Origin of the sequence: Spirillospora sp. NPDC047418 (assembly GCF_040643275.1) — a bacterium.
Lineage (GTDB): Bacteria > Actinomycetota > Actinomycetes > Streptosporangiales > Streptosporangiaceae > Spirillospora.
The window spans coordinates 1-21750 of sequence record NZ_JBEYTW010000099.1 but is presented as its reverse complement, the minus strand read 5'-3'; the positions used below and the strand labels follow the sequence as shown (position 1 = coordinate 21750).

The 21750-nt window shown below is 70.9% G+C and carries 23 protein-coding genes; 19 read left to right on the top strand and 4 right to left on the bottom strand.

What is annotated here, in order from left to right; genetic code table 11:
- Positions 1-2 precede the first annotated feature (2 nt).
- Positions 3-866, top strand: coding sequence for an enoyl-CoA hydratase/isomerase family protein (locus tag ABZ806_RS37550; RefSeq protein WP_500223096.1), 864 nt, complete (start codon positions 3-5; stop codon positions 864-866).
- Between the two features lie 215 nt (positions 867-1081).
- On the opposite strand, the gene ABZ806_RS37545 is transcribed toward ABZ806_RS37550, so the two are convergent.
- Positions 1082-1426 (bottom strand): enoyl-CoA hydratase-related protein, encoded by a 345-nt coding sequence (locus ABZ806_RS37545; RefSeq protein ID WP_500223094.1) that lies wholly within the window; start codon positions 1424-1426, stop codon positions 1082-1084.
- A gap of 151 nt (positions 1427-1577) precedes the next feature.
- Between ABZ806_RS37545 and ABZ806_RS37540 the strand changes: the two genes are divergently transcribed.
- The 13 genes from ABZ806_RS37540 (at position 1578) to ABZ806_RS37480 (ending at position 15406) form a co-directional block, all read left to right on the top strand.
- Positions 1578-2708 (top strand): substrate-binding domain-containing protein, encoded by a 1131-nt coding sequence (locus ABZ806_RS37540; protein WP_500223092.1) that lies wholly within the window; start codon positions 1578-1580, stop codon positions 2706-2708.
- Positions 2709-2772: 64 nt separating this feature from the next.
- On the top strand, positions 2773-3615 hold the full coding sequence (locus ABZ806_RS37535; protein WP_500223090.1) for an SDR family oxidoreductase: 843 nt from the start codon (positions 2773-2775) through the stop codon (positions 3613-3615).
- Between the two features lie 34 nt (positions 3616-3649).
- Positions 3650-5098, top strand: coding sequence for an ATP-binding cassette domain-containing protein (locus ABZ806_RS37530; RefSeq protein WP_500223088.1), 1449 nt, complete (start codon positions 3650-3652; stop codon positions 5096-5098).
- 14 nt (positions 5099-5112) lie between these two features.
- On the top strand, positions 5113-6348 hold the full coding sequence (locus tag ABZ806_RS37525; RefSeq protein WP_500223083.1) for an ABC transporter permease: 1236 nt from the start codon (positions 5113-5115) through the stop codon (positions 6346-6348).
- Positions 6345-6926: an SDR family NAD(P)-dependent oxidoreductase gene (locus ABZ806_RS37520; protein WP_500223081.1), complete on the top strand. Its 582-nt coding sequence runs from the start codon at positions 6345-6347 to the stop codon at positions 6924-6926. The genes ABZ806_RS37525 and ABZ806_RS37520 overlap by 4 nt, the downstream gene beginning before the upstream one ends.
- Positions 6923-7225 carry a putative quinol monooxygenase gene (locus ABZ806_RS37515; RefSeq protein WP_500223079.1) on the top strand — a complete coding sequence of 101 codons (303 nt, stop codon included), beginning with the start codon at positions 6923-6925 and terminating at the stop codon, positions 7223-7225. The genes ABZ806_RS37520 and ABZ806_RS37515 overlap by 4 nt, the downstream gene beginning before the upstream one ends.
- On the top strand, positions 7222-7944 hold the full coding sequence (locus ABZ806_RS37510) for a nitroreductase family protein (RefSeq protein WP_500223077.1): 723 nt from the start codon (positions 7222-7224) through the stop codon (positions 7942-7944). The genes ABZ806_RS37515 and ABZ806_RS37510 overlap by 4 nt, the downstream gene beginning before the upstream one ends.
- The gene (locus ABZ806_RS37505) at positions 7941-9062 is read left to right on the top strand and encodes an alpha/beta hydrolase (RefSeq protein ID WP_500223075.1); all 1122 of its coding nucleotides are present in this window, start codon (positions 7941-7943) and stop codon (positions 9060-9062) included. Before ABZ806_RS37510 ends, ABZ806_RS37505 begins: the two co-directional genes overlap by 4 nt.
- Positions 9059-10189: an acyl-CoA dehydrogenase family protein gene (locus tag ABZ806_RS37500; RefSeq protein ID WP_500223073.1), complete on the top strand. Its 1131-nt coding sequence runs from the start codon at positions 9059-9061 to the stop codon at positions 10187-10189. The genes ABZ806_RS37505 and ABZ806_RS37500 overlap by 4 nt, the downstream gene beginning before the upstream one ends.
- A complete protein-coding gene (locus tag ABZ806_RS37495; protein WP_500223071.1) occupies positions 10186-11802 on the top strand; it encodes a class I adenylate-forming enzyme family protein in 1617 nt (538 codons plus the stop codon). The genes ABZ806_RS37500 and ABZ806_RS37495 overlap by 4 nt, the downstream gene beginning before the upstream one ends.
- On the top strand, positions 11799-13019 hold the full coding sequence (locus tag ABZ806_RS37490; RefSeq protein ID WP_500223069.1) for an acyl-CoA dehydrogenase family protein: 1221 nt from the start codon (positions 11799-11801) through the stop codon (positions 13017-13019). The genes ABZ806_RS37495 and ABZ806_RS37490 overlap by 4 nt, the downstream gene beginning before the upstream one ends.
- Before the next feature lie 610 nt (positions 13020-13629).
- Complete coding sequence (locus ABZ806_RS37485; RefSeq protein ID WP_500223067.1) at positions 13630-14520, top strand: hypothetical protein; 891 nt, start codon at positions 13630-13632, stop codon at positions 14518-14520.
- A 259-nt stretch (positions 14521-14779) separates the two neighbouring features.
- Positions 14780-15406, top strand: a complete 627-nt coding sequence (locus tag ABZ806_RS37480) for a hypothetical protein (RefSeq protein WP_500223065.1) — start codon at positions 14780-14782, stop codon at positions 15404-15406.
- A 144-nt stretch (positions 15407-15550) separates the two neighbouring features.
- Here ABZ806_RS37480 and ABZ806_RS37475 read toward each other — a convergent pair whose 3' ends face one another.
- From ABZ806_RS37475 to ABZ806_RS37465, 3 genes are all read right to left on the bottom strand, one after another.
- Positions 15551-15703, bottom strand: coding sequence for a hypothetical protein (locus tag ABZ806_RS37475; RefSeq protein ID WP_500223063.1), 153 nt, complete (start codon positions 15701-15703; stop codon positions 15551-15553).
- Between the two features lie 118 nt (positions 15704-15821).
- Entirely contained in the window at positions 15822-16412 is a 591-nt protein-coding gene (locus tag ABZ806_RS37470) for a GAF domain-containing protein (protein WP_500223116.1), read from the bottom strand.
- 820 nt (positions 16413-17232) lie between these two features.
- Entirely contained in the window at positions 17233-17667 is a 435-nt protein-coding gene (locus tag ABZ806_RS37465; RefSeq protein WP_500223061.1) for a MarR family winged helix-turn-helix transcriptional regulator, read from the bottom strand.
- A gap of 54 nt (positions 17668-17721) precedes the next feature.
- Here ABZ806_RS37465 and ABZ806_RS37460 point away from each other — a divergent pair, with 54 nt between their 5' ends.
- The 5 genes from ABZ806_RS37460 to ABZ806_RS37440 all read left to right on the top strand — a co-directional run.
- Positions 17722-18588, top strand: coding sequence for an alpha/beta fold hydrolase (locus tag ABZ806_RS37460; RefSeq protein WP_500223058.1), 867 nt, complete (start codon positions 17722-17724; stop codon positions 18586-18588).
- 258 nt (positions 18589-18846) lie between these two features.
- Entirely contained in the window at positions 18847-19488 is a 642-nt protein-coding gene (locus ABZ806_RS37455) for a response regulator (protein WP_500223056.1), read from the top strand.
- A gap of 94 nt (positions 19489-19582) precedes the next feature.
- Positions 19583-20068, top strand: a complete 486-nt coding sequence (locus ABZ806_RS37450) for a flavin reductase family protein (RefSeq protein ID WP_500223055.1) — start codon at positions 19583-19585, stop codon at positions 20066-20068.
- A 1-nt stretch (position 20069) separates the two neighbouring features.
- Positions 20070-21614: an acyl-CoA carboxylase subunit beta gene (locus tag ABZ806_RS37445; protein WP_500223114.1), complete on the top strand. Its 1545-nt coding sequence runs from the start codon at positions 20070-20072 to the stop codon at positions 21612-21614.
- The coding region (locus ABZ806_RS37440; protein WP_500223112.1) for an acyl-CoA carboxylase epsilon subunit at positions 21611-21750 on the top strand (140 nt) is incomplete at its 3' end. The genes ABZ806_RS37445 and ABZ806_RS37440, both read left to right, overlap by 4 nt.

The following is a 21750-nucleotide window of genomic DNA, read 5'->3' as shown; positions in this document are numbered from 1 at the left end:
CTGTGCGATACGAGGAATCCACGTTCGGCTGGCGCGAGGCCCACGACGGTCCGGTCGACGTCTCGGCCCTGACGAGGCTGCGGCTCGAGGCCGACCGCGGGGTCGCGACGGTCACTCTGGACCGACCCGCGGCGAGGAACGCGATCGACGGCCCGATGCTGGGCGAGCTCACCCGGGTGCTGCACCACTGCGACCGCAGCGACGACGTTCGAGTGGTGTTGCTCACCGGTGCCGACCCGGTGTTCTGCGCCGGCTCCGAGATGTCCGGTGACGGCTTCGGCGGCGCGCCCGGCGGTGACGACGGGGGACTCCCATGGCTGGCGCCGTACCAGCTGCGCAAACCGGTGGTCGCCGCGGTCAACGGCCATGCGGTCGGTGCCGGGTTGACCCTGGCCCTGCAGTGCGACATTCGCGTGGTGGCCGCAGACGCCGTCCTCGCGTTCCCCTTCGTGCGGCTCGGCGTCATCGCGGAGTGGATGGGGCACTGGATGGCCGTACGCCACCTCGGGCCGGCTCGAGCCGCGGAACTGCTGCTCACCGGGCGCCGCTTCGCCGGCACCGATGCCGCCGCCTGGGGCCTCGCGAACCATGCGCCACCGGCCGACGGGGTGCTCTCGACCGCCGTCTCGATCGCCCGGGAGATCGCCGACCACACGGCCCCGATCGCCGTCGCGGTATCGAAGCGGCTGATCTGGGAGGCGACCGACGCCGACCAGCACACCGCCGGGGCAACCGAGCGGCGGCTGCTGGAGGCGCTGCTCGCGACCCCGGACGCCGCGGAGGGCGTGGCGGCCTACCTCGGGAAGCGCGCGCCCCGCTGGGCCGGCCGGGCCGGCCGGGACCTGCCGTCTTGGCCCACCCTGTGACGCGCCGGCTCAGCCCCGCACGACGGTGATCACCGCCGTGGCCCGGAACGTCCGGTGATCATCGCTGTAGGCGCCCGCGCCGCCCTCCGACGACCCGGTGGAGGCCGGTGATCGACGCAGTCGACTCTTCTGACATTCAGTCAGTCCTGTGCATGCCTGCTCCACGTTCACGGCCCTCCCGTCGTGGACTCGACGGTCGGCGGTGAGGCCGCTGATCATTTGCTGATGTCGCCGGCGCATGCCAGCGCCAGGCCGCCGCCGTGTCCCGTGAGGTCCAGACCGGTGCAGAAGGCGCGCCCGGCGCCGGTGAGGACCATGCGGCGGCAGTCCCGGTCCCGGCCGATGTCGGCCAGCGCATCGGAGAGGCCGGCGACCATGCCGACGGTCAGGGCGAGGGCCTCGGCCCGCTCCAGTCGGACCAGCCGCACGTCGGGATCGGCGTCGTGGGCGGTGATCAGCGGTGAGCCGGGGGCGTCCCGGGGCGGGGACCGGACGGAGAGGCGGGCGTGGGTGCGGCCATGGACGGCCCGACCACGCTCGACAGACTTCTGAATATTCATCAGATTAGGCCATCCGATCCGTTGACACCCGCGATGTGACTGCGGTTACATGACGCACATCTGATGAATCGTCAGACATCCTGCGGGCTATCGCGACTTCCTTGGATCCCGTCGACCGGGTCCTGCGGAATCCAGTCGGAGAGGACTTCAGATGACCAGAGGACGGCTGAGGGCGGGTGCGGCGCTCGTCGCGGCGATGCTGCTGCTGGCTGCTTGTGGCGGAGGCGACGAGTCGGCGACATCGGAGGACACCGGCTCGGCTGCGGCCATCACCAACGACAAGGCCGCCGCGGAGGTCAAGACGCTGCTCGCCGGCGACGTGGAGTTCCCGATGCCGACCGAGCCGGTCTCCCCGGGTACGCACCGCGTGGCCGTGATCACGAGCGGCCTGGCCTCGCCGGGTCCGTCCGTGCTCGCGGAGAACGCCATGGCGGCCGTCAAGGCGATCGGCTGGACGGCCGACCCGCCCGGTGACGGCAAGTTCACGCCGACCACCCAGGCTCAGCTGATCGAGAAGGCAGTGCTGGACAAGGTGGACGGCATCATCCTGGTCTCCATCACGCCGTCGGCCGTCGCGGCCGCGGTCAAGGCGGCCGACGACGCCGGCATCCCGGTGGTGTGCGCCCTGTGCGGCCCCGACCTCCCCGCAGGCATGGTCGGTGTCGGCAATGACGACAAGGCAGCGGGTCGTGCCCAAGCGGCGTACGCCGCCTCCCTCGCGAAGCCGGGCGACACCATCGTCGTGTACCAGAACACGGAGTTCAAGCAGTCCGAGGCGCAGATGGCCGAGGCGGCGGCCACAGTCAAGCAGATGTGCCCGGAATGCAAGGTCGAGAAGCCGTCGCTGCTGCTCGCCGAGGCGATGCAGCCCAACGCGCCGATCTTCACCTCGCTGCTCAACAAGTATCAGAAGGGCGACGTGAGCTCGGTCATCATGCCGTTCGACACACCGGCCTCGGTGCTCGCGAACCTGGCCGCCCAGCTGGGGCGCGACGACTTCGCCGTCATCGGCCTCGGGGCGCTCTCGCCGTTCGTCGACATGGTCGGCGCGGGCCGGCCCGCGGTCGCGAAGGCCGACGTGCTGATCTCCACCCCTCTCTACGGCTGGGCTTCGGTCGACGAACTCGCCCGGATGCTCGCGAAGGCGAAGACGTGGAAGGCCGACGAGATGCCGGTCGCGCTGGTCGACCAGAAGACCTACGGCAACTACGAGAAGGGCAGTCTCTTCGTCCTCCCGAAGTTCGACTACGAGGCGAAGTTCACCGAGCTGTGGGGCAAGTGACCCGCGGTCGGCCACGACCGCCGACCGCACCGGGCGCGACGCCGGACCGGAACGAGGGATGACGATGAAGACGACCCAGGAGTTGATGCGCGACTCCTACGAGTATGCCGACGCCGACTTCGCCTCCCTCGTCCGGTTCGACGACGCCGCGGCCGTGGTCACCGGCGGCGCCCAGGGGATCGGCCGGGCAATCGCCGGCCGTCTGGCCGAGCTGGGCGCGGCGGTGACCCTGGTGGACATCGACCCGGCGGTCGACGCGGCCGCGGCCGCGCTCTCCGAGCGGCACCGGGCGGCCGTGACGGCGCGGACCCTCGACGTACGGCGCAGCCCCGATCTGGCCGCGCTCGGCCGCGAGGTGCTCACCGCCGGCGTACGCCGCCTGGTCTGGGTCAACGCCGCTGGGATCTACCCCTCGCATCTGCTGCCGGACCTGAGCGACGAGGACTGGGACCGGGTGGTCGGGCTCGACCTCACGGCGACGTTCTACGGCTCGCGGGCCGCCGGGCTCGCAGTCCGGGCCGCCGGCCTGGAGGGCGTCATCGTCAACATCAGCTCGGTCGCCGGTTTCCGGGTCGGCCGCCCGCCCGGCCTCGCCCACTACGCCTCGGCGAAGCACGGTGTGCAGGGGCTGACCAAGGCGCTCGCCGTCGAGCTCGGGCCGTACGGCGTCCGCGCCGTGGCCGTCGCGCCGGGCGCCGTCGTCACCGAGGGCCTGGTCGCCAAGTTCGGCGACCTGGATCTCGAGGGCGGCAACGACTACTTCTCGGCCCGCGCGCAGGAGATGCCGATCAGGCGGCCGAGCCTGCCGGACGACGTCGCGCGGGCGGTGTGCTTCCTCGCCTCCCACGCGGCGGCCAACATCACCGGCGTCGTCCTCCCCGTCGACGCGGGACAGCTGGTCCTGTGACCGCCCCGCGACCGGACTCCAGAAGGGACCGCCGATGGTGATCGCGACCCTCGCCCCCGACGCCCCGGACGATCTGATGATCGAGGTCGTCGACGTACGCAAGCGCTTCGGGGCCACGCAAGCGCTACGCGGTGTCACCTGCTCTTTCTCGCGCGGCGAGTTCGTGGCACTGCTCGGCTCGAACGGCGCCGGCAAGTCCACGCTGGTCAAGATCCTCGACGGTGTCCACGCCGCCGACGCGGGCACGATCGCGGTGCGCGGCGGGCCGGCCGGGCTCGGCGTCGTCCACCAGGACCTCGGCCTGGTCGACGTCATGACGGTCGCGGAGAATCTGTGCCTCGGCGCACCCCGCCGGCTGGTCAACCCGCGCGCCGAGGCGCGGCTCACCACCGAGGCGCTGAGAGCCGTCGGCCTCACCTCGATCGATCCCCACGCCCTGGTGTCCTCACTGACCCTGGGCCAGCGGGCCATGGTGGCCGTCGCCAAGACGCTCCACCGCGGCGCCGACACCGTCGTCATCGATGAGGTGACCGCCGGCCTCCACCCGCACGAGGCGCGCTGGGTGGTCGAGCGGCTCCGGGTGGCCGCCGAGTTCGGCGCGACGGTGTTGATGGTCACCCACAAGCTCGACGAGGTGGCCGGCGCGGCGACCCGCTACGTCGTGCTCAGTGACGGCGAGGTGGCGCTTGACAGGGACGCCGTCGGCATCGTGCGTGCCGACCTGGTTGAGACGATGAGCCGGGGGCGCTCCGTCAGCGCTGCGGCGCCCGGTGCGGGCCGGGCCGGCGGTGGCGCGGGCACCGGCGGCGTGGTCTGCGAGCTGACGGGCGTCCACGCCGGCGGCGCCGGGCCGATCGACCTGACGGTCACCGAGGGCCGGATCACGGCCATCACCGGCCCGCTCGGGTCGGGACTGCACGAGATCGCGTACGTCGCGGCCGGGCTGCTCACCCCCGCCGCCGGCACCGTGCGGGTCGCGCGCGACGTGCGCCGGGCGTGCGTGCCCGCGCATCGCGAGTCCGAAGGGGTGTTCGCCGAGAACACCGTGCAGTTCAACGTCGCGGTCGGCGGGTGGTCCCGCTGGCGCGGGCGCACCGGACTGCTGCGCATGCGGCAGATGCGCCGCGACTGCGACGAGGCCGTGGCCGCGCTCGCCGTCGTCCCGCACCGGCTGGACGCCACGGTGGCCGACCTCTCCGGCGGAAACCAGCAGAAGACCCTCTTCGCCCGGGCGCTGATGCGCCGGCCCCAGCTCCTCGTCCTGTGCGAACCGACCCGTGGGGTCGACGTCGCGACCCGGCAGGAGATCTACGCGCAGGTACGCCGGATGGCAGGCAGCGGCACCGGCGTCCTGGTGGCGTCCACCGACTTCGAGGACATCGCCGCGCTCGCCGACATGGCCGGTGTGCTCACCGCCGACGGCACGGTCTCGGAGTGGCTGACCCCCGACCGCCTGCCCGAACTGACCACCGAGCTCGCATGAACGAGAGGCCTTCGATGTCCATCAACGAAGCCGAGTCGGGCGCCGCGCCCACCGGCGAGGCCGTGGCTCCCTCGCAGCGGCCCTCGACGGCCGGGCGGCCCGGCAGGGGCCCGTCGCGCGAGACGGTGTCCAGCGCGGCCACCGCCGCGGCCCTCGGCGTCGTGTTCCTGGTCTACGCCTTCTGGCTCCAGGGCAGCTTCTACGATGTCACCCGCCTCTCCTTCGACGTCAGCCGGAGCGCCCCGCAGCTGGTGCTCGCCATCGCCGTCACCGTCTGCCTGTGCGCGCACCGGTTCGACCTCAGTGTCGCGGCGATGGCCACGGCGGCCAGCTTCTTGTCGGTGGGCATGTTCATCGATGCCGGGCTTCCCATGGGTGCGGTCATCGTGCTCACCCTGCTGGTGGGGTCGGTCGCCGGCCTCCTGAACGGCGTCCTGGTGACCAAGTTCCAGGTCAACGCGTTCATCGCGACACTCGGCACCGGCGGCCTCTTCGCCGGGTTCACCGTCGTCTACTCCTCCGGCAAGGTGGTCGGCCCGACGCCGGACTCCCGGCCGCTGCCCGGCTGGTTCTCCGGTGCCGGGTCGGTGGGCGACTTCCAGAACAAGGCGCCGCTGATCGTGGCCGTCCTCGTCATCGCCGCCGTGGTCGCGGCCCTGCTCGTCTCGATCGACCAGCGCTTCCCCGGCCCCGACTCGCGGCGCCGACTCCAGGTGACGGTCCTTGGCCTCGTCGGCGTGCTGGCGGTCGGCGCCGTCTGGTCCCTGGGCCTGCCGGCGGAGTTCGACTGGACGATCGTGATCGTCCTGTCGCTGACGCTGCTGGTGTGGACGGTCATGAAGTACACCGCGGTCGGCCACGCGATCTACGCGGTGGGCGGCAACCCGAACGCCGCCGCTTTCGCCGGCATCCGGATCCAGCTCATTTCGCTGTGCCTGTTCGTCTTCTCCGGGACCCTCGCCGCGCTGGCGGGCATCCTGGTCGCCTCGCAGCAGGGCAGCGCCGCGCCCGGCGTGGCCGACCCGCTGCTGCTGCCGGCGTACGCGGGCGCCTTCCTCTCGACGGTCATCCTCTCGCGCGGCCGGTTCCACATCTGGGGCGCCGTGGCGGGCAGCATCGCGCTGGTCTACATCACCGACGGACTGGTGGTCGGCGGTGTTCCCTACACCTGGACCCAGGTCATCAACGGCGCCGTGCTGATCATCACCGTCGCGCTCAGCACCTTCCTCCAGCGGCGGCCCGGAACATGAGCCCGACGTACGGCGATGCCATCGTGGTCGTCACCGGCGCGGCCTCCGGCATCGGCCGGGCGGTCGGACGCCGGCTGGCCGACCTCGGCGCGTACGTGGTCGGCCTCGACCGGCGAGTCGAGGCGGCCGACGGCGTAGAGGCCCGGGCGGCCGACGTCACCGACCCCGGGTCGGTCGCCGCCGCGCTCGCGGGTCTTCCGGCCGTCCACGCGCTGTTCAACTGCGCCGGAGTCACCGGGGCGGCCGGGCCGGAGCCCACACTCGCCGTCAACGTCCTCGGCACCCGGGAGGTCAGCCGCCAGGTCCTGGACCTGATGCCCGACCATGGCAGCATCACCAACATCGCGTCCATCGGCGGCTGGCGCTGGGACCACGACTTCGACCTGGTGCGGGATTTCGTCGCGGAGGTCGACCACGGCTCCCTCGCCGCCTGGTGCCAGGCGCACGCGGACCTGCTGGAACCGAGCGCCTACCCGTTCTCCAAGCAGTGGACACCTGACGTGGAACCGCGCCGCCGCCCGCCGCTCTGCCCGTCTCGTCCGACAGCCAACACCCATCTTCCGAGGAGGTACCCGTGATCGTCGTCAGTGGGCTCATGGAGGTCGCGCCCGACTGCGCGGACCAGTTCGCCGCGCGGACCCGTGAGCTGGTGGACGCCACCCGCCGCGAGCCCGGGTGCGTGGAGTACCGCTTCGCCCGGAGCATCGAGAAGGCCGAGCGCTTCGAGTTCTTCGAGGAGTTCGCCGACCAGGCCGCGCTCGACGAGCACGTCCGGGCCGACCACTATCGCAGTTGGAACCGGGCACTGAAGGGCATGGAGGTCACCCGGGTCTCGATCGTCAGGTACGTCGCGACAGAGCGGACCGTCCTCGCGTGAGCGCTCCCGACCCGACCGAGACGGTCGCGCCGGCCCCCGTACCCGCGGCGGTCGGTCTGGACGGGTTCCCCTCCGGCGTGGTGGCGAACGAGACGCTGCGCGCGATCGGGACCGCGCGGGCCATGCGACGTCTGCGCCCCGACCCGGTGCCGGAGGAGTTGATCCGTACGCTGGTGTGGGCCGGCACCCGCGCGGCGAGCCCGAACAACAGCCAGCTGTGGCGATTCGTCGTCGTGCGCGACCCGGGCCGGCGGGCCGCGATCGGCGCTGCGCTCGAGCGGTTCGTTCGCTGGATCGACTCGCTCGGCGAGGCCGCCGACGACGGCGATGCGCGCATCCGCGCCGAGGCACGCCACCTCGTCGCCAACGTTGCGCATGCTCCGGTGCTGCTGTTCGTCTGCGCCGAGCACTCCTACCCCGAGCGCGGCCCGGACCCGCGGTACCTGTGGTCCGCGGTCAACACCGCCAGCCAGAACGTCCTCGTCGCCGCGCGCTCGCTCGGCCTGGGGGCGACGCTCACCATGATGCAGGTCGGCAACGAGCAGGGCGTGCGCGAAGTCCTCGGGCTCCCCGACGACGTCCACATCGGGACCATGATCCCGATCGGCTGGCCGGACCGCCCGTTCGGGCCCGCCCGGCGACGGCCCCTGGACGATGTCATCCACCACGACCGCTGGCGTGGCGGCGGCCGCGTCCAGGACGAGAGGGACCCACAATGACGGGCATCGACCGCGAGTTCATCGGCCTGCCCTCGCCCGCCATCGGCCGGGCCGGGGCCGGGAACCACCCGCTCCAGGGCATCTACTACACGCCTGCGGGGAAGAGGCCGAAGACCGCGCTGATCGCCAGCCACTACAACGTCGACTTCACCGAGCACTACATCGCGACGCGGATGGCCGAGCGCGGCTACGGCTTCCTCGGATGGAACACCCGGTTCCGCGGTGCCGAGCACTTCTTCACCCTCGACCACGCGCTCGCCGAGGTGGGGGTCGGCGTCTCGTGGCTGCGGTCCCAGGGCGTGGAGCAGGTGGTGCTCCTCGGCAACTCCGGCGGCGGATCGCTGATGTCGGCGTACCACTCCCAGTCGCGCGAGCCCAGCATCCGCCCCGCCTACGGCCGCAGCCAGGTCTTCGAGCCGGCGCTGCGCCTGCCGCCCGGCGACCTGATGATCTTCCTGGCCGCACACCCCGGCCGGCCGGAGTGGATCACCCGCACGATGGACCCGTCGGTGCTCGACGAGACCGACCCCAACTCCGTGGACCCCGAACTCGACATGTTCGACCCCGCCCACGGCCCGGCGTACTCCCCGGAGTTCGCCGCCCGCTACCGCACGGCCCAGGTCGAGCGCAATGACCGGCTGACCGCGTGGTGCAGGGAGCAGATCGCGGCGATGGCCGTCCGTCCCGCCCGCGACCGGATCTTCTCCATGCCGCGCACCTGGGCCGACCTGCGCTACCTGGACCCGACCATCGACCCGTCCGGCCGACCGACCCCGATGTGCTACTTCGGCGACCCCGAGCACGCCAACTACGGCGTCTTCGGCGTCGGCGTCGTGTCGACCCTGCGCACCTGGCTCAACATGTTCAGCTTGGAGGAGTCTGACTGCGTCGCGGGCAAGCACCTGCAGCGAATGGACCTGCCGACCCTCGTGGTCCAGCCGGACGCCGACACCGGCGTGTTCCCCAGCGACGCGCAGGGACTGTACGACGGAGCCGCGTCGATGGACAAGGAACTGGTCATCCTGCCGGGGGACCACTACTTCGTCGAGCCGGTCGACGCGCGCGACGTCGTCGCCGACACCCTCGCCGACTGGCTCGCCTCACGGACGACACGGTGACGATTCTCGCGCCCACCGAGGAGCAGGAGGCGTTGCGCGCCATGCTGCGCTCCTTCTTCGCCGACCGGTGGTCGGAGCAGGAGCTCCGGGCCGCCGCCGACTCCACGAACGGTCACGACGCGCAGCTGTGGAGGGCGATGGCCGAGGACCTCGGTCTGCACGGCCTCGCGGTCCCCGAGGACCTTGGCGGGGGCGGTTTCACCTACCCGGACCTGCTGGTGGTCTTCGAAGAGATGGGCCGGGCCCTGGTCGCGGGGCCGTTCTTCTCTTCGGTCGCCATGGCCTCGACGCTCCTGCTCGCGCTGCCGGACCGGGACGCCCAGGAGCGACTGCTGCCCGGGATGGTGGCAGGCGAGCGGATCGCCGGCGTGGCGGCGGTCGAGACGCCGACCTCCTGGGACGCCACCCGGGTCGCGGTCGACGCCACGGGCACCGGCAGAGCCCGCACCGTCACCGGCGAGAAGCTGTTCGTGCTGGACGCCGAGGTCGCCGACGTGCTCCTGGTGGTGGTGCGCACTGAGCACGGCACCGGCGTGGCCGAGGTCGACACCGCCGCTCCGGGCGTGCGGGTCGAGCCGATGGCGACGGTCGACCGGACCCGGCGGCAGGCCCGGGTCGTGTTCGAGTCCGCCTCGGCCACGCTGCTGGCACCCGACCACGACGCCACGCCCGCCGTACGCCGGATGTGCGACCTCGCCGGGGTGGCGCTCGCCGCCGAGCAGGTCGGCGGAGCGCGGCGCGTGCTGGAGATGGCGACGGCCTACGCGCGGACCCGCGAGCAGTTCGGCCGTCCGATCGGCGGCTTCCAGGCGGTCAAGCACCTGCTCGCGGACCAGTTGGTCTCGATCGAGTCCGCAAGGGCCGCGCTGGGGCACGCCGCGACCGCGACCGCGACCGGCACCGGGCTCCCGGTCGCGGCCGGCCTGGCCCAGGCCCTGTGCTCGGAGGTCTTCTCGGCCGCTGCCGAGACCAACATTCACGTGCACGGCGGAATCGGATTCACTTGGGAGCACCAGGCTCACCTCTACTACAAGCGGGCGGTGTCGAGCGAGGTGCTGCTCGGCCGTCCACGAGACCACCGTGCCCGTATCGCGGCCCACCTCCTTGCCCCGTCGGAGGCACCATGAACGACCACGGAACAACCAGACTCTCCTCGCTCCAGCCCGCGGATTGGATCACGCTGCACGCTCGCTACACCCCGGACGAGCGCTGCCTGGTGACCGGTGACGGCACGACGTACACCTTCGGCGAGATCAACAGCCGCGTGAACCGGCTGGCCCGGGCGCTGCGGGCCCACGGCATCGGGCGGCACGACCGGATCGGCATCCTCGCCACGGACTCGGTCGACTACATGGTGCTGCTGATGGCGTCGATGAAGGTCGGCTCGACCTACGTGCCGTTGAACTACCGCCTCGCGCCCGGCGAGATCGTCACGCTCGCCCTGGCGGCGAAGCTGGACGGCTTCGTCACGATGGCACGGTACGCCGAGGCGGCCGCCGCCGTCGACGATTCATGCCCCGACATGAAACTGCGGGCGTCGTTCGACCCGTTCGGCGACCGGCCACTGGTCGGCGACCTGATCGAGGAGCAGCCGGACGACAGCGACGTCGACGTTCCGACACAGCCCGAGGACATCATCTCCATCATGTTCACCAGCGGCACGACCGGGCGCCCCAAGGGCGTCATGCAGTCGATGCGGATGGTCGGCGTCTCCACCAACGTCTCGCTGCTGGACTTCGGTTTCCGGCGTGGTGAGCTGCGCTACACCGCCTCGCCGATGTTCCACGCCGCCGGCATGGGCAGCATCTATTACGGCATCGCCCGGGGTTTCGGGTCGCTCATCCTCGACCAGTTCGACCCGCGGTCCCTGCTGGAGTGGATCAGGAGCGGCGAGCTGACCGGGGCTCTCCTGATGCCGACGATGCTCCAAGCGCTCCTCGACGTACCCGGCATCCGAGACCAGGAGTACCCGGAGCTGCGCTCGATCGTGTACGGCGGCGCCCCGATCGGCATCGACCTGTTGCGCAACGCCATCGACGTGTTCAAATGCGACTTCTTCAACAGCTTCGGCGCCGGTACCGAGGGGGCGGGGCAGACGATGTTCTATCCCGAAGACCACCTGCGGGCCTTGGCCGGCGAGGAGCACCTGCTCGGCTCCATCGGCCGCCCGATGTACGGCGTCGACCTGCGGCTGTGCGACGACGACCTCAACGACGTCCCACGTGGGGCCATAGGGGAGATCCACACCCGGTCGGAGACCGTGATGAGCGGTTACCTCGACGACCCCGAGCGCACCGCCCAGGCGGTGGTGAACGGCTGGTTCCGGGCCGGCGACCTGGCCTGGATGGACGACGACGGCTTCCTTTTCCTGGCCGGCCGCAAGTCCGACATGATCATCCGCGGCGGGGAGAACGTCTACCCCGTCGAGATCGAGGCCGTACTACTGGAGCATCCCTCGGTCTCGGCGGTGGCCGTCGTCGGTCAACTCGACGATTACTGGGGCGAGGTCGTGGTCGCCGCGATCGAACTCGCTCCGGGCCACCCGCTCGACGACCAGGCCCTCATCCGGCACTGCCGCGCGCGCCTCGCCGCCTACAAAGTGCCGGTCCGGTTCTTCGCGATGGAGAACATGCCGCGCAACGTCAACGGCAAGCTCCAGAAGTTCGCGGTCGCGGACCTCGTCGCCGAGCGGTACCGGTCGGCGGGCCGTGAGCCCGAGACGACTGGCGGCGGGCGATGAGCGGTCTGGAGGAGTTCCGGTCGCGCGTTGAGGCGTTCCTCGGCGCCCGCTACCCGCGCAGGCCCGAGACACTGCGGCACGGGCAGGGCGACGACTCGCTCGTCGGCGCGGCCTTCCGGGACAGCGACGACGAGGTCGGCGACCTGCAGCGGGCGCGGGCCTACCAGCGGGAGCTCTTCGATGCCGGCCTCGCCTGGCTGGGCGGACCGGCCGAGTACGGCGGCGCCGGATTGGGGACCGAGGAACGGCGGGCGTTCGCCGAGATCGTGCGCCGGTACGACGTGCCGGACGTCAACGGGTTGCTGGTCGGGCAGCAGATCGTCGCCCCGGCGATCCTCGCCCACGGCTCCGCCGACCAGCGCGCCCGGCTGCTGCCCGCCCTCTGGAGCGGCGAGGTCGTCGGCTGCCAGCTGTTCTCCGAGCCCGACGCCGGCAGCGACCTCGCGAGCCTGCGGACTCGGGCGCGCCGGGTGGACGGCGGCTGGCGAGTCGACGGGCAGAAGGTCTGGTCGTCCGGGGCGCACCTCGCCCAGGTCGGGGAGCTGCTGACCCGGACCTCGCCGGACCCTGCCAGCCGGACCCGCGGCCTCACCATGTTCCTGCTCGACATGGACTCCCCGGGCGTGACCGTGCGGCCGCTGCGGCAGATGACCGGCACCGCCCATTTCTGCGAGGTCTTCCTCGACGACGTGTTCGTGTCCGACGACGCCGTGCTCGGCGAGGTGGGCGGCGGATGGACGGTTGCGAACGTCTCGCTCAGCAGCGAGCGGGACAATTTCGGTGACGAAGGCGACAACCTTTTCATCCGCCTGCTGGACCGCATCGTGTTGCTCGGGCAGGAGGTCGGCGCCGTCGAGGACCCCGACTTCCGCGACCGGCTTGCGGACGGCTACGTCCGCCACGTCGTCAGCCAGGTGCTGCCGGCCTCACTGGAGACCGCCGCGCCGGAGGTCGCCGCCGTCGGTGCCAGCCTGGTCAAGCTCTTCGCAACGGACGCCGACCGGCGCCTGGCCCAGCTCGCGCTCGATGCCCTCGGGCCTGCGCTGGTCGCCGACACCGGCGCGTGGGGCACCTACGCGTGGTCTCGGGTCCTGCTCGGCATCCACGCCACCCGGATTGCCGGCGGCACCGACGAGATCCAGCGCAACATCCTCGCCGAGCGTGCCCTCGGCCTGCCACGCGAGGCCCGACCGGCCCAGGAGGACCGCCGACAATGACGGCGGCCAGTACCGCGAACTCCACGCACGGACGTCACCTGCTCATCAATCGCGGACCGGACGCGTGATCACGCCCCAACCAAGCCATCCGGCCTTAACGCCGCCGGGGCGATCCACTCTGGGCCTGGCTGATCGCGTTGGCGCGGTCGATCTCGGCCATGTGTCCCTCGGCCTAGGCACTGACGAGGCGGGCGTTGCCAAGCAATCGCTTCATCCGATCCGGTTCCAGCCCTGACGCCCACAACCGTAGAAGGCCCTGAGCCGCGCTATCAACCACAACCACATCACAAACCCTGATATTAGTATTAGTGCTTTGATGCCTTGATCGTGAGGGAGCGGGTCGCACGGTCTCGGCTTGGGTAAAGGTCTGCCATTGACAGGGCCTGGTTTCCGCCAGTGCGCTTGACAAGGGAAGTGGGCCTTTTCATTCTTGGCTTCGGCTGGTGACTTCCTACGGTGACCATCGGGAGCGGGTATGACTTTTTGGGATCGGCAGGCGGTCTTGCCGGGTCGTAGAGCAACCGGGCTGGTATTGCTCACGGGATTGGCGGTCACATTCGGAGCCGTTCCCGCCATGGGCGCCGCCGGCCCGCGTGTCACGATCTGCGCGGTGTCGAAGAGCGACCCGCGTGTCGAGAAGACCGTGGAGGTGCCGAAGCAGGCTGTCGGCAGGCTGCTCGCCCGTTCGCTGTCCTATCCCGGGCCATGTGCCCAGTACGGGCAGAGCGCGTCCCTCGGGAACGGTAGGCTCACCGCGTTCTCGCAGACGAGGGGGAGGATTCCGCTGGTCATCGGGCTCCTTGCCAAGGACAGTACTTACGACGGCCTCCCGTACGAACCGCCCACCAGCGGGATCTGGTGCTACGACAAGAACGGCGATGGCACCGTCGACCAGCATCGTGAATGCACGGGCGGGCATGAGAGGTCCCTCCGGTTGAGCCCGGAGTTCAGGAAGATGGTCGACTCGCCGTTCACCTACGTCCTGGCCAACTGGAACCCGATGGGGCACACGCCTCCCGGCGTATGGGACGTGCCACACTTCGACGTCCATTTCTACATGAACCCCGAAGCGGAGCGGCTGGCGATCCGCCCCGGGCCGTGCCCGCAACTCACCAACTGCGATGACTACCACAAGGGCAAGATTCTCCCAGCCGCGAAGTACCTGCACCCCGACTACAAGGACACGGACGCCGTCGAGCCGGGAATGGGCAACCACCTGGTCGACACAACCGCCCCCGAATTCCATGGCGCAAAATTCACGTCCTCGTTCATCTACGGTATCTGGAACGGCCGGGTCACCTTCTACGAGCCGATGGTGAACCTCGCCCAGTACAACGGGCTGCGCAACGGCACTATCGATGACCGCTGCGTTCCGATAAAGCTGTCGCAAGCGTATGAGCGCTCGGGCTGGTACCCCACGCGGTACTGCCTGCGGCACCGCTACAACCGCGCCGAGACGGCGACGTCGCTCGAGAGGTTCGTCTACAGGACGGCGGGCTGAGCGGGCAGCCGACGAGGCGGAGGCGGCTGAAGCCGCCGCGCGTGGGGCCGGCCGGAACACCAGCGGACGCCGACGCGACCGTGTCCCGCTCGGGGCCTCCTCACCCGACCCGGTGCGCTGCGCTCCATTGAACGGAAGTGGGTCGATGGGCGTCCAAGCGAGTATTGACATGCCCGTCGAGTCGTCTGGGAGCCGTGATATGAGCGGTCGGGGTCCGACTCAGCGCGTGACATCGGGCGGTGTTGGATGTGTCATCGCCGTGATCGTCGGTGTGGTGCTGGCGGCCTTCCTGCTCGTCGGCGCCGTGGTGGTCGCGACCGGCGTGGTCACGCTGGGGGCACGGAACGGCGGCGGCGTCCACGAGATCTCCATCCCGGACACCGCTGCCGGGCGTCCCCGCGACCCCTCGGGCGAGTCCAACGCCATGCTCCAAACGTGGATCGCCAAACACAAGCAGGTCATCCGGCAGGCGAGCGACAACAAGATCACCGACATCAGGTACGGCCTCTACGGGCGCGGCCACGACCGGTACCTCTTCGTGGGCGGCACCGGCAAGGCCGACCCGGGCAACCTGCCGCCCGAGTTCAGCCGAGCGGTGAATCAGATCCTGCCGTCGACCAAGCTGGTCAAGAACCTGGTCACGATCCCCAGCGCGGCCCCGGACGGCAACGCGGTGTGTGTCAGGATCCGGTACGGCGACCCCAAGCTCGCCAGACTCGCCCCCGGGGCGACATCGATCTGCGCCTGGGCGACCACGACCTCGTTCGGCGTTGTCCAGCCCGCGGGACACCCTGACTTCACGGCCATGCTGTGGCAGCCCACCAGCATCGACCACACGACCGTCGTGGCAGTGATGCGCGACATCCGCGCCGACGTGGAGGACTGACCCCGCAGGTTCGGGGCGGGTGGGCGGATTCAACGCGTGCACCCGGCGGCGCGCAGCGCCACTCCGGGCACGATTCGTCGCCGGCATCGACCCAGGACCGCGGCGGGAGGGCCGCGCCGGCGGCGGTTCCTGACCGCCCCCGGCTCACGCGATCATCGCCTGTGACTTCCTGGTGGTGGAGACGGTGCTGCTCAAACGGTTGTACGTGCTGGCGTTCATCGAGTACGGCACCCGCAGGCTGGTGTGGTGCCGCACCGGCAGCGCGGGCGGATGCTGTCCTTGGCGGTGGTCCGGCACATATCCTGCCCGTTCGGCCTGGCGTTCTCGAGGTACCGCGAGCGGAGGCGGCCATGACGCGAAGTGACGATCCGGCGATGACGCGGCCTCAGGTCGCGGCGCTGAGCAGCGGCGTCGTCTACTTCGCCGCCTCCACCGCGTTGCGCGCCGCCAGCTTCTGCCCGAACAGGTAGAGCGCCTCGGACTCGGCCGCGCGCTGCTTGGTGTCCTCGTACAGCTGGGCACGCTCGATGGCGACGGCCACCTGGCCGGCGATGACCTGCGTCAGAGCGATGTCCTCGGGGCTCACCGTGGGGAGAGGGTCCGTACTGCACAGGACAAGGCAGCCGTAGGTGCGCCGCGTGGAACTCAGCTGCACCGCGACCGCGCTCTTGATGCCCTCGCGCACCACAGCACGCCCTTCGGCCGGCGCCAGGCTGGCGTACCCGGTCTGCGGGTCCTGGGCGTTGAACGTCACGGGCTCGCTCGACCGGAAGGCGCGCCCGGCCAGCGTCCGGGACGTGTGCAGTTCGTGCACGTCGATGCCCGGGGAGAGTCCGTGGGCGAAGCCGCGGTCGCTCTTGCCGACCAACTGCTCGGTCCGCTCGTCCCCGCCAGCCGTGGACGCGTCTGCCATATCCGGGCCGATCCACAGGTGCGAACCGTCCTCCTGCCGCACTCCAACCCGACATGACCGAGCACCGAACTGCCGGCAGACCCGGTCCACGATCTCGTCCAGGGCCCCGGTCCGTGGTCGAATCGTGCTTGGAACGTGCCGGGCTGGAGCTGGGGGTGCTCGCCGTGGACGCGCGGGCGCACGTCATCTTGCGCGCGAGATCCACGACGGGCTCGTCCAGCGGTTCTATGCCCTGGGACCTGGCCCAGGCCCACCTCCCGGCATCGACGGTCTCGGTCACCATGGTCCTGGAGCCGGTGTGGGCCGTCGTCATCGGCCTGTCCGTGTTCGGTCAGCATCTTGACGCGCGGATCGTCCTCGGCGGGATGCTCATCCTCTCCGCTCTGGTCGTGATCAACGCACGCGGCTTCGAGGGCGCTCGGCGCCCCAGATGGCGAAGACGCCCGGCCGTTGCGACCGCGTCCGGCCTGGCGATGCCGTCCAGCGCTACGCCGGGGCGAGGCTGCGGAGTGTCGATTATGGGAGATCGCCACCGACTCGATCTTCCTCGAGATGCGCTATGGCTTGTCTCAAGACGTTGCCTGACCTGCGGTGGCATCGAAAGTCGGCTTGCTGCGGCCTTTATTGATCGTGTTCCTTTCGAGGAGGTTCTGCGGTGGAGCTGCCGGACGAGGGCGTTTCCGGAAGATCCCGGTGGTGCTGTGGAAAGGACGTCCCGCAACGCGCCGGCGCCGGGGCCGGTTGGGGATCGACGAATAGGCCGTCGATGTCGACGCGCAATGCCAAAGGCACCTCTTCGCCGTCCACGCCGTACCTGCCTTCATCGGCCAACAGCCACATCGGCGCAACGTCCTGCAACGTCCAGTCCACCCCTGTCACGGGCGATTCCCTGCCGGGTGCTTTCGGGGGGTGGTCAGGCGTGGACGTGGGCGTTGTAGAGGCGCTGGAGCAGGTCGTTGAGATGGTCGCGTTCGGTGGGGGTCAGGGAGTTGAGGAAGTCGTCCTGGCCTTCGGCGGCGGCTTGGGCGGCGGTGTCGATGAGGCGGGCGCCGGACGGGGTGAGGGTGACGACGCGGCGGCGACGGTCGGAGGTGTGGGGGCGGCGTTCGGCCAGGCCCGCCGCGGTCAGTGAGTCGAGGACGGCGACGATGTTGCGGGCGTCCATGGCGGCGAGTTCGGCGAGGCGGCGCTGGCCGAGCGGGCCCTGGTCCATGAGCACGACCATGACCGCGTACTGGTTCTGGGTGATCCCGCGGTCGGTCAGGAAGGCCGTCCAGGAGCGGGCGGCGAGGGAGCCGAGGCGCGCCAGCAGGAAGGGGGTTCCGCGTTCGTAGGCGATACCGCTCATGGGCGCCAGGCTAGTGCATCGACATAGTCCATGTTCATCTGGTAGACATGATTCATGACCACTACAGTCAGTCACGATCAGATCGTCGTCGGGGATGTCGCGCTGCACGTTGTCGAGGCGGGCGATCCCGCGGGGCGGCCCTACCTGTTCCTGCACGGCTGGCCGGAGTCGTGGCGTACATGGGCGGGCGTCATGGACGCCGCCCGGCGGGGAGGCCGGCTGATCGCCATCGATCTGCCCGGCATCGGCGCGTCGTCCGGGCGCGTGGCAGGGGGAGCGAAGCTGCGCATCGCGGAGGTCGTCCACGGGCTGGTCGAGAAGCTGGGGCTCGACGACCTGACGCTCGTCGGGCACGACGCCGGCGGGATGGTGGCCTACGCCTACCTGCGGCGGCACGGGGCCGGCCGCGTCGTCATCATGAACACCGTGATCCCGGGGGTGGCCCCGTGGCGGGACGTGGCGGGCGATCCCCGCATCTGGCATTTCGGCCTGCACTCCGTGCCGTCGCTTCCCGAGACCCTGGTCCGGGGGCGCCAGGCCGAGTACTTCGACTACTTCTACGACGTGCTGTCGGCGGACCCGAAGCGCATCACCGGCGGGTCCAGGGGCGCGCATGTCGCGGCCTACCGGGACGACGACGCGCTGACCGCCGGATTCGACCTGTACCGGGGCTTCGACCAGGACGTCCGGGACAATGCCGCATTCGCGGAAGGGCCACCGGCGGGCACTCCGCTGCTCTACCTGCGGGGAGCCCATGAGGGCGGTGACATCGCCGCCTATGTGCGCGGGCTGCGGGACGCGGGAGTCCGGAACGTGGCGGCCGGGGTATTGCCGGAAGCCGGTCACTTCGCCCAAGAGGAAACTCCCGCTCAGGTGTGGCGGGCGATCCGCGATTTCAGTGTCAAAAGTGCGGTGGAGTGACAATCGGCGGCAGCATTTCGCCAGGTGGGCCCGGTCTGCCAATCGGCGGTGGCGGGCTCGAACGGTGCATGTTACCGTAAGGTCTCAGACCGGTAACGGGATGGGTAACCGAAGTCGGTCGATCTTTGAATATCGCAATGCGGCGGTAGGGAACGCGGGGCGGGCGCGTCCGGACTGGAACGGCCCCCTCACCGCGCCGATCGGAGCCTTCATGAGTGAATGTCCGACACAGCATGCCGCCGGATTCCGGGAGCGGGCTTGACGCCGCGGACCATTCTGATCGTCGACGGCCACACCCTCGTCCGGCAGGGTGTGCGGGAGATCCTCGAAGAGGACGACGGGTTACGGGTGGTGGGCGAGGCCGGGGACGGCGAGGAGGCCGTCACCGTGGCCGCCGACCGGCATCCCGACGTCGTTCTCCTGGAGGTCGGCGGCCACGGCCAGGACGCCGTCACCACGGTGCGGCGCATCCGGCGGCACTCACCGGACACGAAGGTCATCATCCTCAGCATGCAGGAGGGCCCCGAGCTGCTGCGCGCGCTGCTGGAGGCGGGCATCCGCGGCTACCTGCTGAAGACGGTGACGCGGCACGAGTTGGTCGCCGCGATCCAGGCGGTCCAGGACCCCGACCGCATCGTGCTCAGCGTCTCGCGGCGCAGCCTGCCCGAGGACGACGGGGCGCAGCCCGTCCAGCTCACCGAGCGGGAGCGGCAGGTGCTGGAGCTCACCGCGCAGGCGCTCACCAACCGGCAGATCGGGAACCGGCTCTCGCTCACCGAGGCCACGGTCAAGCGCCACCTCCGCAACATCTTCGCCAAGCTCGGCGCGGGGTCGCGGCTGGACGCGGTCAACCGCGCGGCCCTCGCCGGCCTCATCGAGCCGCCGCGGACCGCGCTGTAGGGGCCGCGGCACGGGGCCTCTGACGGGACGCGAACCGGGCTCGACGCGGCCGCCCTACGTTGGCGGCGACCGTTCGCCCAGCGGAGGGACCGCCGTGCTTCGCCAGATCGAACCCGTGGAGGCCAGCAAGTTCCGGACGGTGATGCGCGGCTTCGCCACCGGAGTGACGGTGGCCGCCGCCGACTCCGGGGACGGACCCGCCGGGACGACGATGAACTCGTTCACGTCCGTCTCGCTGGAGCCGCCGCTCGTCCTGTTCTGCATCGGATCCGGGTCGCGGACGTGGCCGGTGGTGCGGCGGGCGGGCTGCTTCGCGGTCAGCTTCCTGTGCGCCGGCCAGGAGACCCTCGCGCACCGGTTCGCGGCGCGCGGCGTGGACCGCTTCGCCGGCCAGGAGATCGCGACCGCGGCGACGGGCGCGCCGGTGCTCGCCGACGCGGCGGGCTTCGTCGACTGCACGCTCGTGGACGCGATCGGACTCGGCGACCACCGCGTGGTCGTCGGCCTGGTCGTGGCGGCGGGCTGCCTGCGCGACGCCCGCCCGCTGGTCTTCGCCGAGGGAGGTTACGGAAGTGTCTGAGATGCGGGACCGCATGGCCGGCCTGGAGGCCGAGCGCCGCGCCGCCGCCGAGGTCGGCGGCGACCGGGCCCTGCGGGCGCAGAGGTCCAAGGGAAAGCTGACGGTGCGGGAACGGCTCGACCTGCTGTTCGACAAGGGCACCTTCACCGAGATCGAGACGCTGCGGCGGCACCGGGCGCAGGGCTTCGGGATGGAGCGCAAGCGCCCGCCGACGGACGGCGTCGTGGTCGGCTGGGGCCTGGTCGAGGGCCGCCGGGTGTTCGTCTACGCGCACGACTTCCGGGTCTTCGGCGGAAGCCTCGGCGAGGCGCACGCCGGCAAGATCCACAAGATCATGGACCTGGCGGCGAAGACGGGCGCGCCGGTCGTGGGGCTGTGCGACGGGGCGGGCGCGCGCATCCAGGAGGGCGTGACCGCGCTCGCCGGATACGGCGGCATCTTCCAGCGCAACGTCCGCAACTCCGGGGTGATCCCGCAGATCAGCGTGATGCTCGGCCCGTGCGCGGGCGGGGCGGCGTACTCGCCGTCGCTGACCGACTTCGTCTTCATGGTGCGTGACACCGCGCAGATGTTCATCACCGGCCCGGACGTGGTCGGCGCGGTCACCGGCGAGTCGATCACCCATGAGGAACTGGGCGGTGCCGAGGTGCACGCGGCCCGGACCGGCGTCGCCGAGGCGATGTACGACGGCGAGGAGGAGTGCCTCGCCGACGTCCGCTACCTGCTGTCGCTGCTGCCGTCCGACAACACCCGGTTCGCGCCCGAGCAGCCCACGGCCGATCCGCCGGACCGCTCCTGCCCGCTGCTGCGCGACCTGGTGCCGGCCGATCCCAAGGCCGCCTACGACGTGCGCGCGGTGATCGGGGAGATCGTGGACGACGGTGAGACGTTCGAGATCCACGAGATGTGGGGGACGACCGTCGTGTGCGCGTTCGTCCGGTTCGCCGGCCGGGTCACCGGGCTGGTGGCCAACCAGCCCGCGCGGACGGCCGGGGTCCTGGACATCACGGCCGCGGAGAAGGCGGCCCGGTTCGTCCAGTTCTGCGACGCGTTCAACATCCCGCTCGTGACCCTCGTGGACGTGCCGGGCTTCCTGCCCGGCGTCGACCAGGAGCACGGCGGCATCATCCGGCACGGCGCCAAGCTGCTGTACGCCTACTGCGACGCGACCGTGCCGCGCGTGCAGCTCGTCCTGCGCAAGGCGTACGGCGGCGCGTACATCGTGATGGACTCGCGGTCGATCGGCGCGGACGTGTCGCTCGCCTGGCCGACCAACGAGATCGCCGTGATGGGCGCCGAGGCCGCGGTGAACGTGGTGTACCGGCGGGAGATCGCCGCCGCCGACGACCCCGAGGCCGAGCGCCGCGCCCGCGCCGAGGACTACCGGCGGGAGCTGATGGGCCCGTTCCACGCGGCCGAGCGCGGCCTGGTGGACGAGGTGATCGACCCGGCCGAGACCCGCGTCCGGATCATCGACGCGCTGGACATGCTGGCCGGCAAGTACGCGTCCCGGCCCGGCCGCAAGCACGGGAACCAGCCGCAGTGAGCGCCGGCGTCGAGATCGTGCGGGGCCGCCTGGACGAGCGGGAGCTGGCGGCGCTCGTCGCCGTGCTCCTGCACGCGGGCGACGGCGGCGCGGCGGCGGGCGCCGCGCCCCCGGGCGCGGGGGGGGGTGCCCCGCG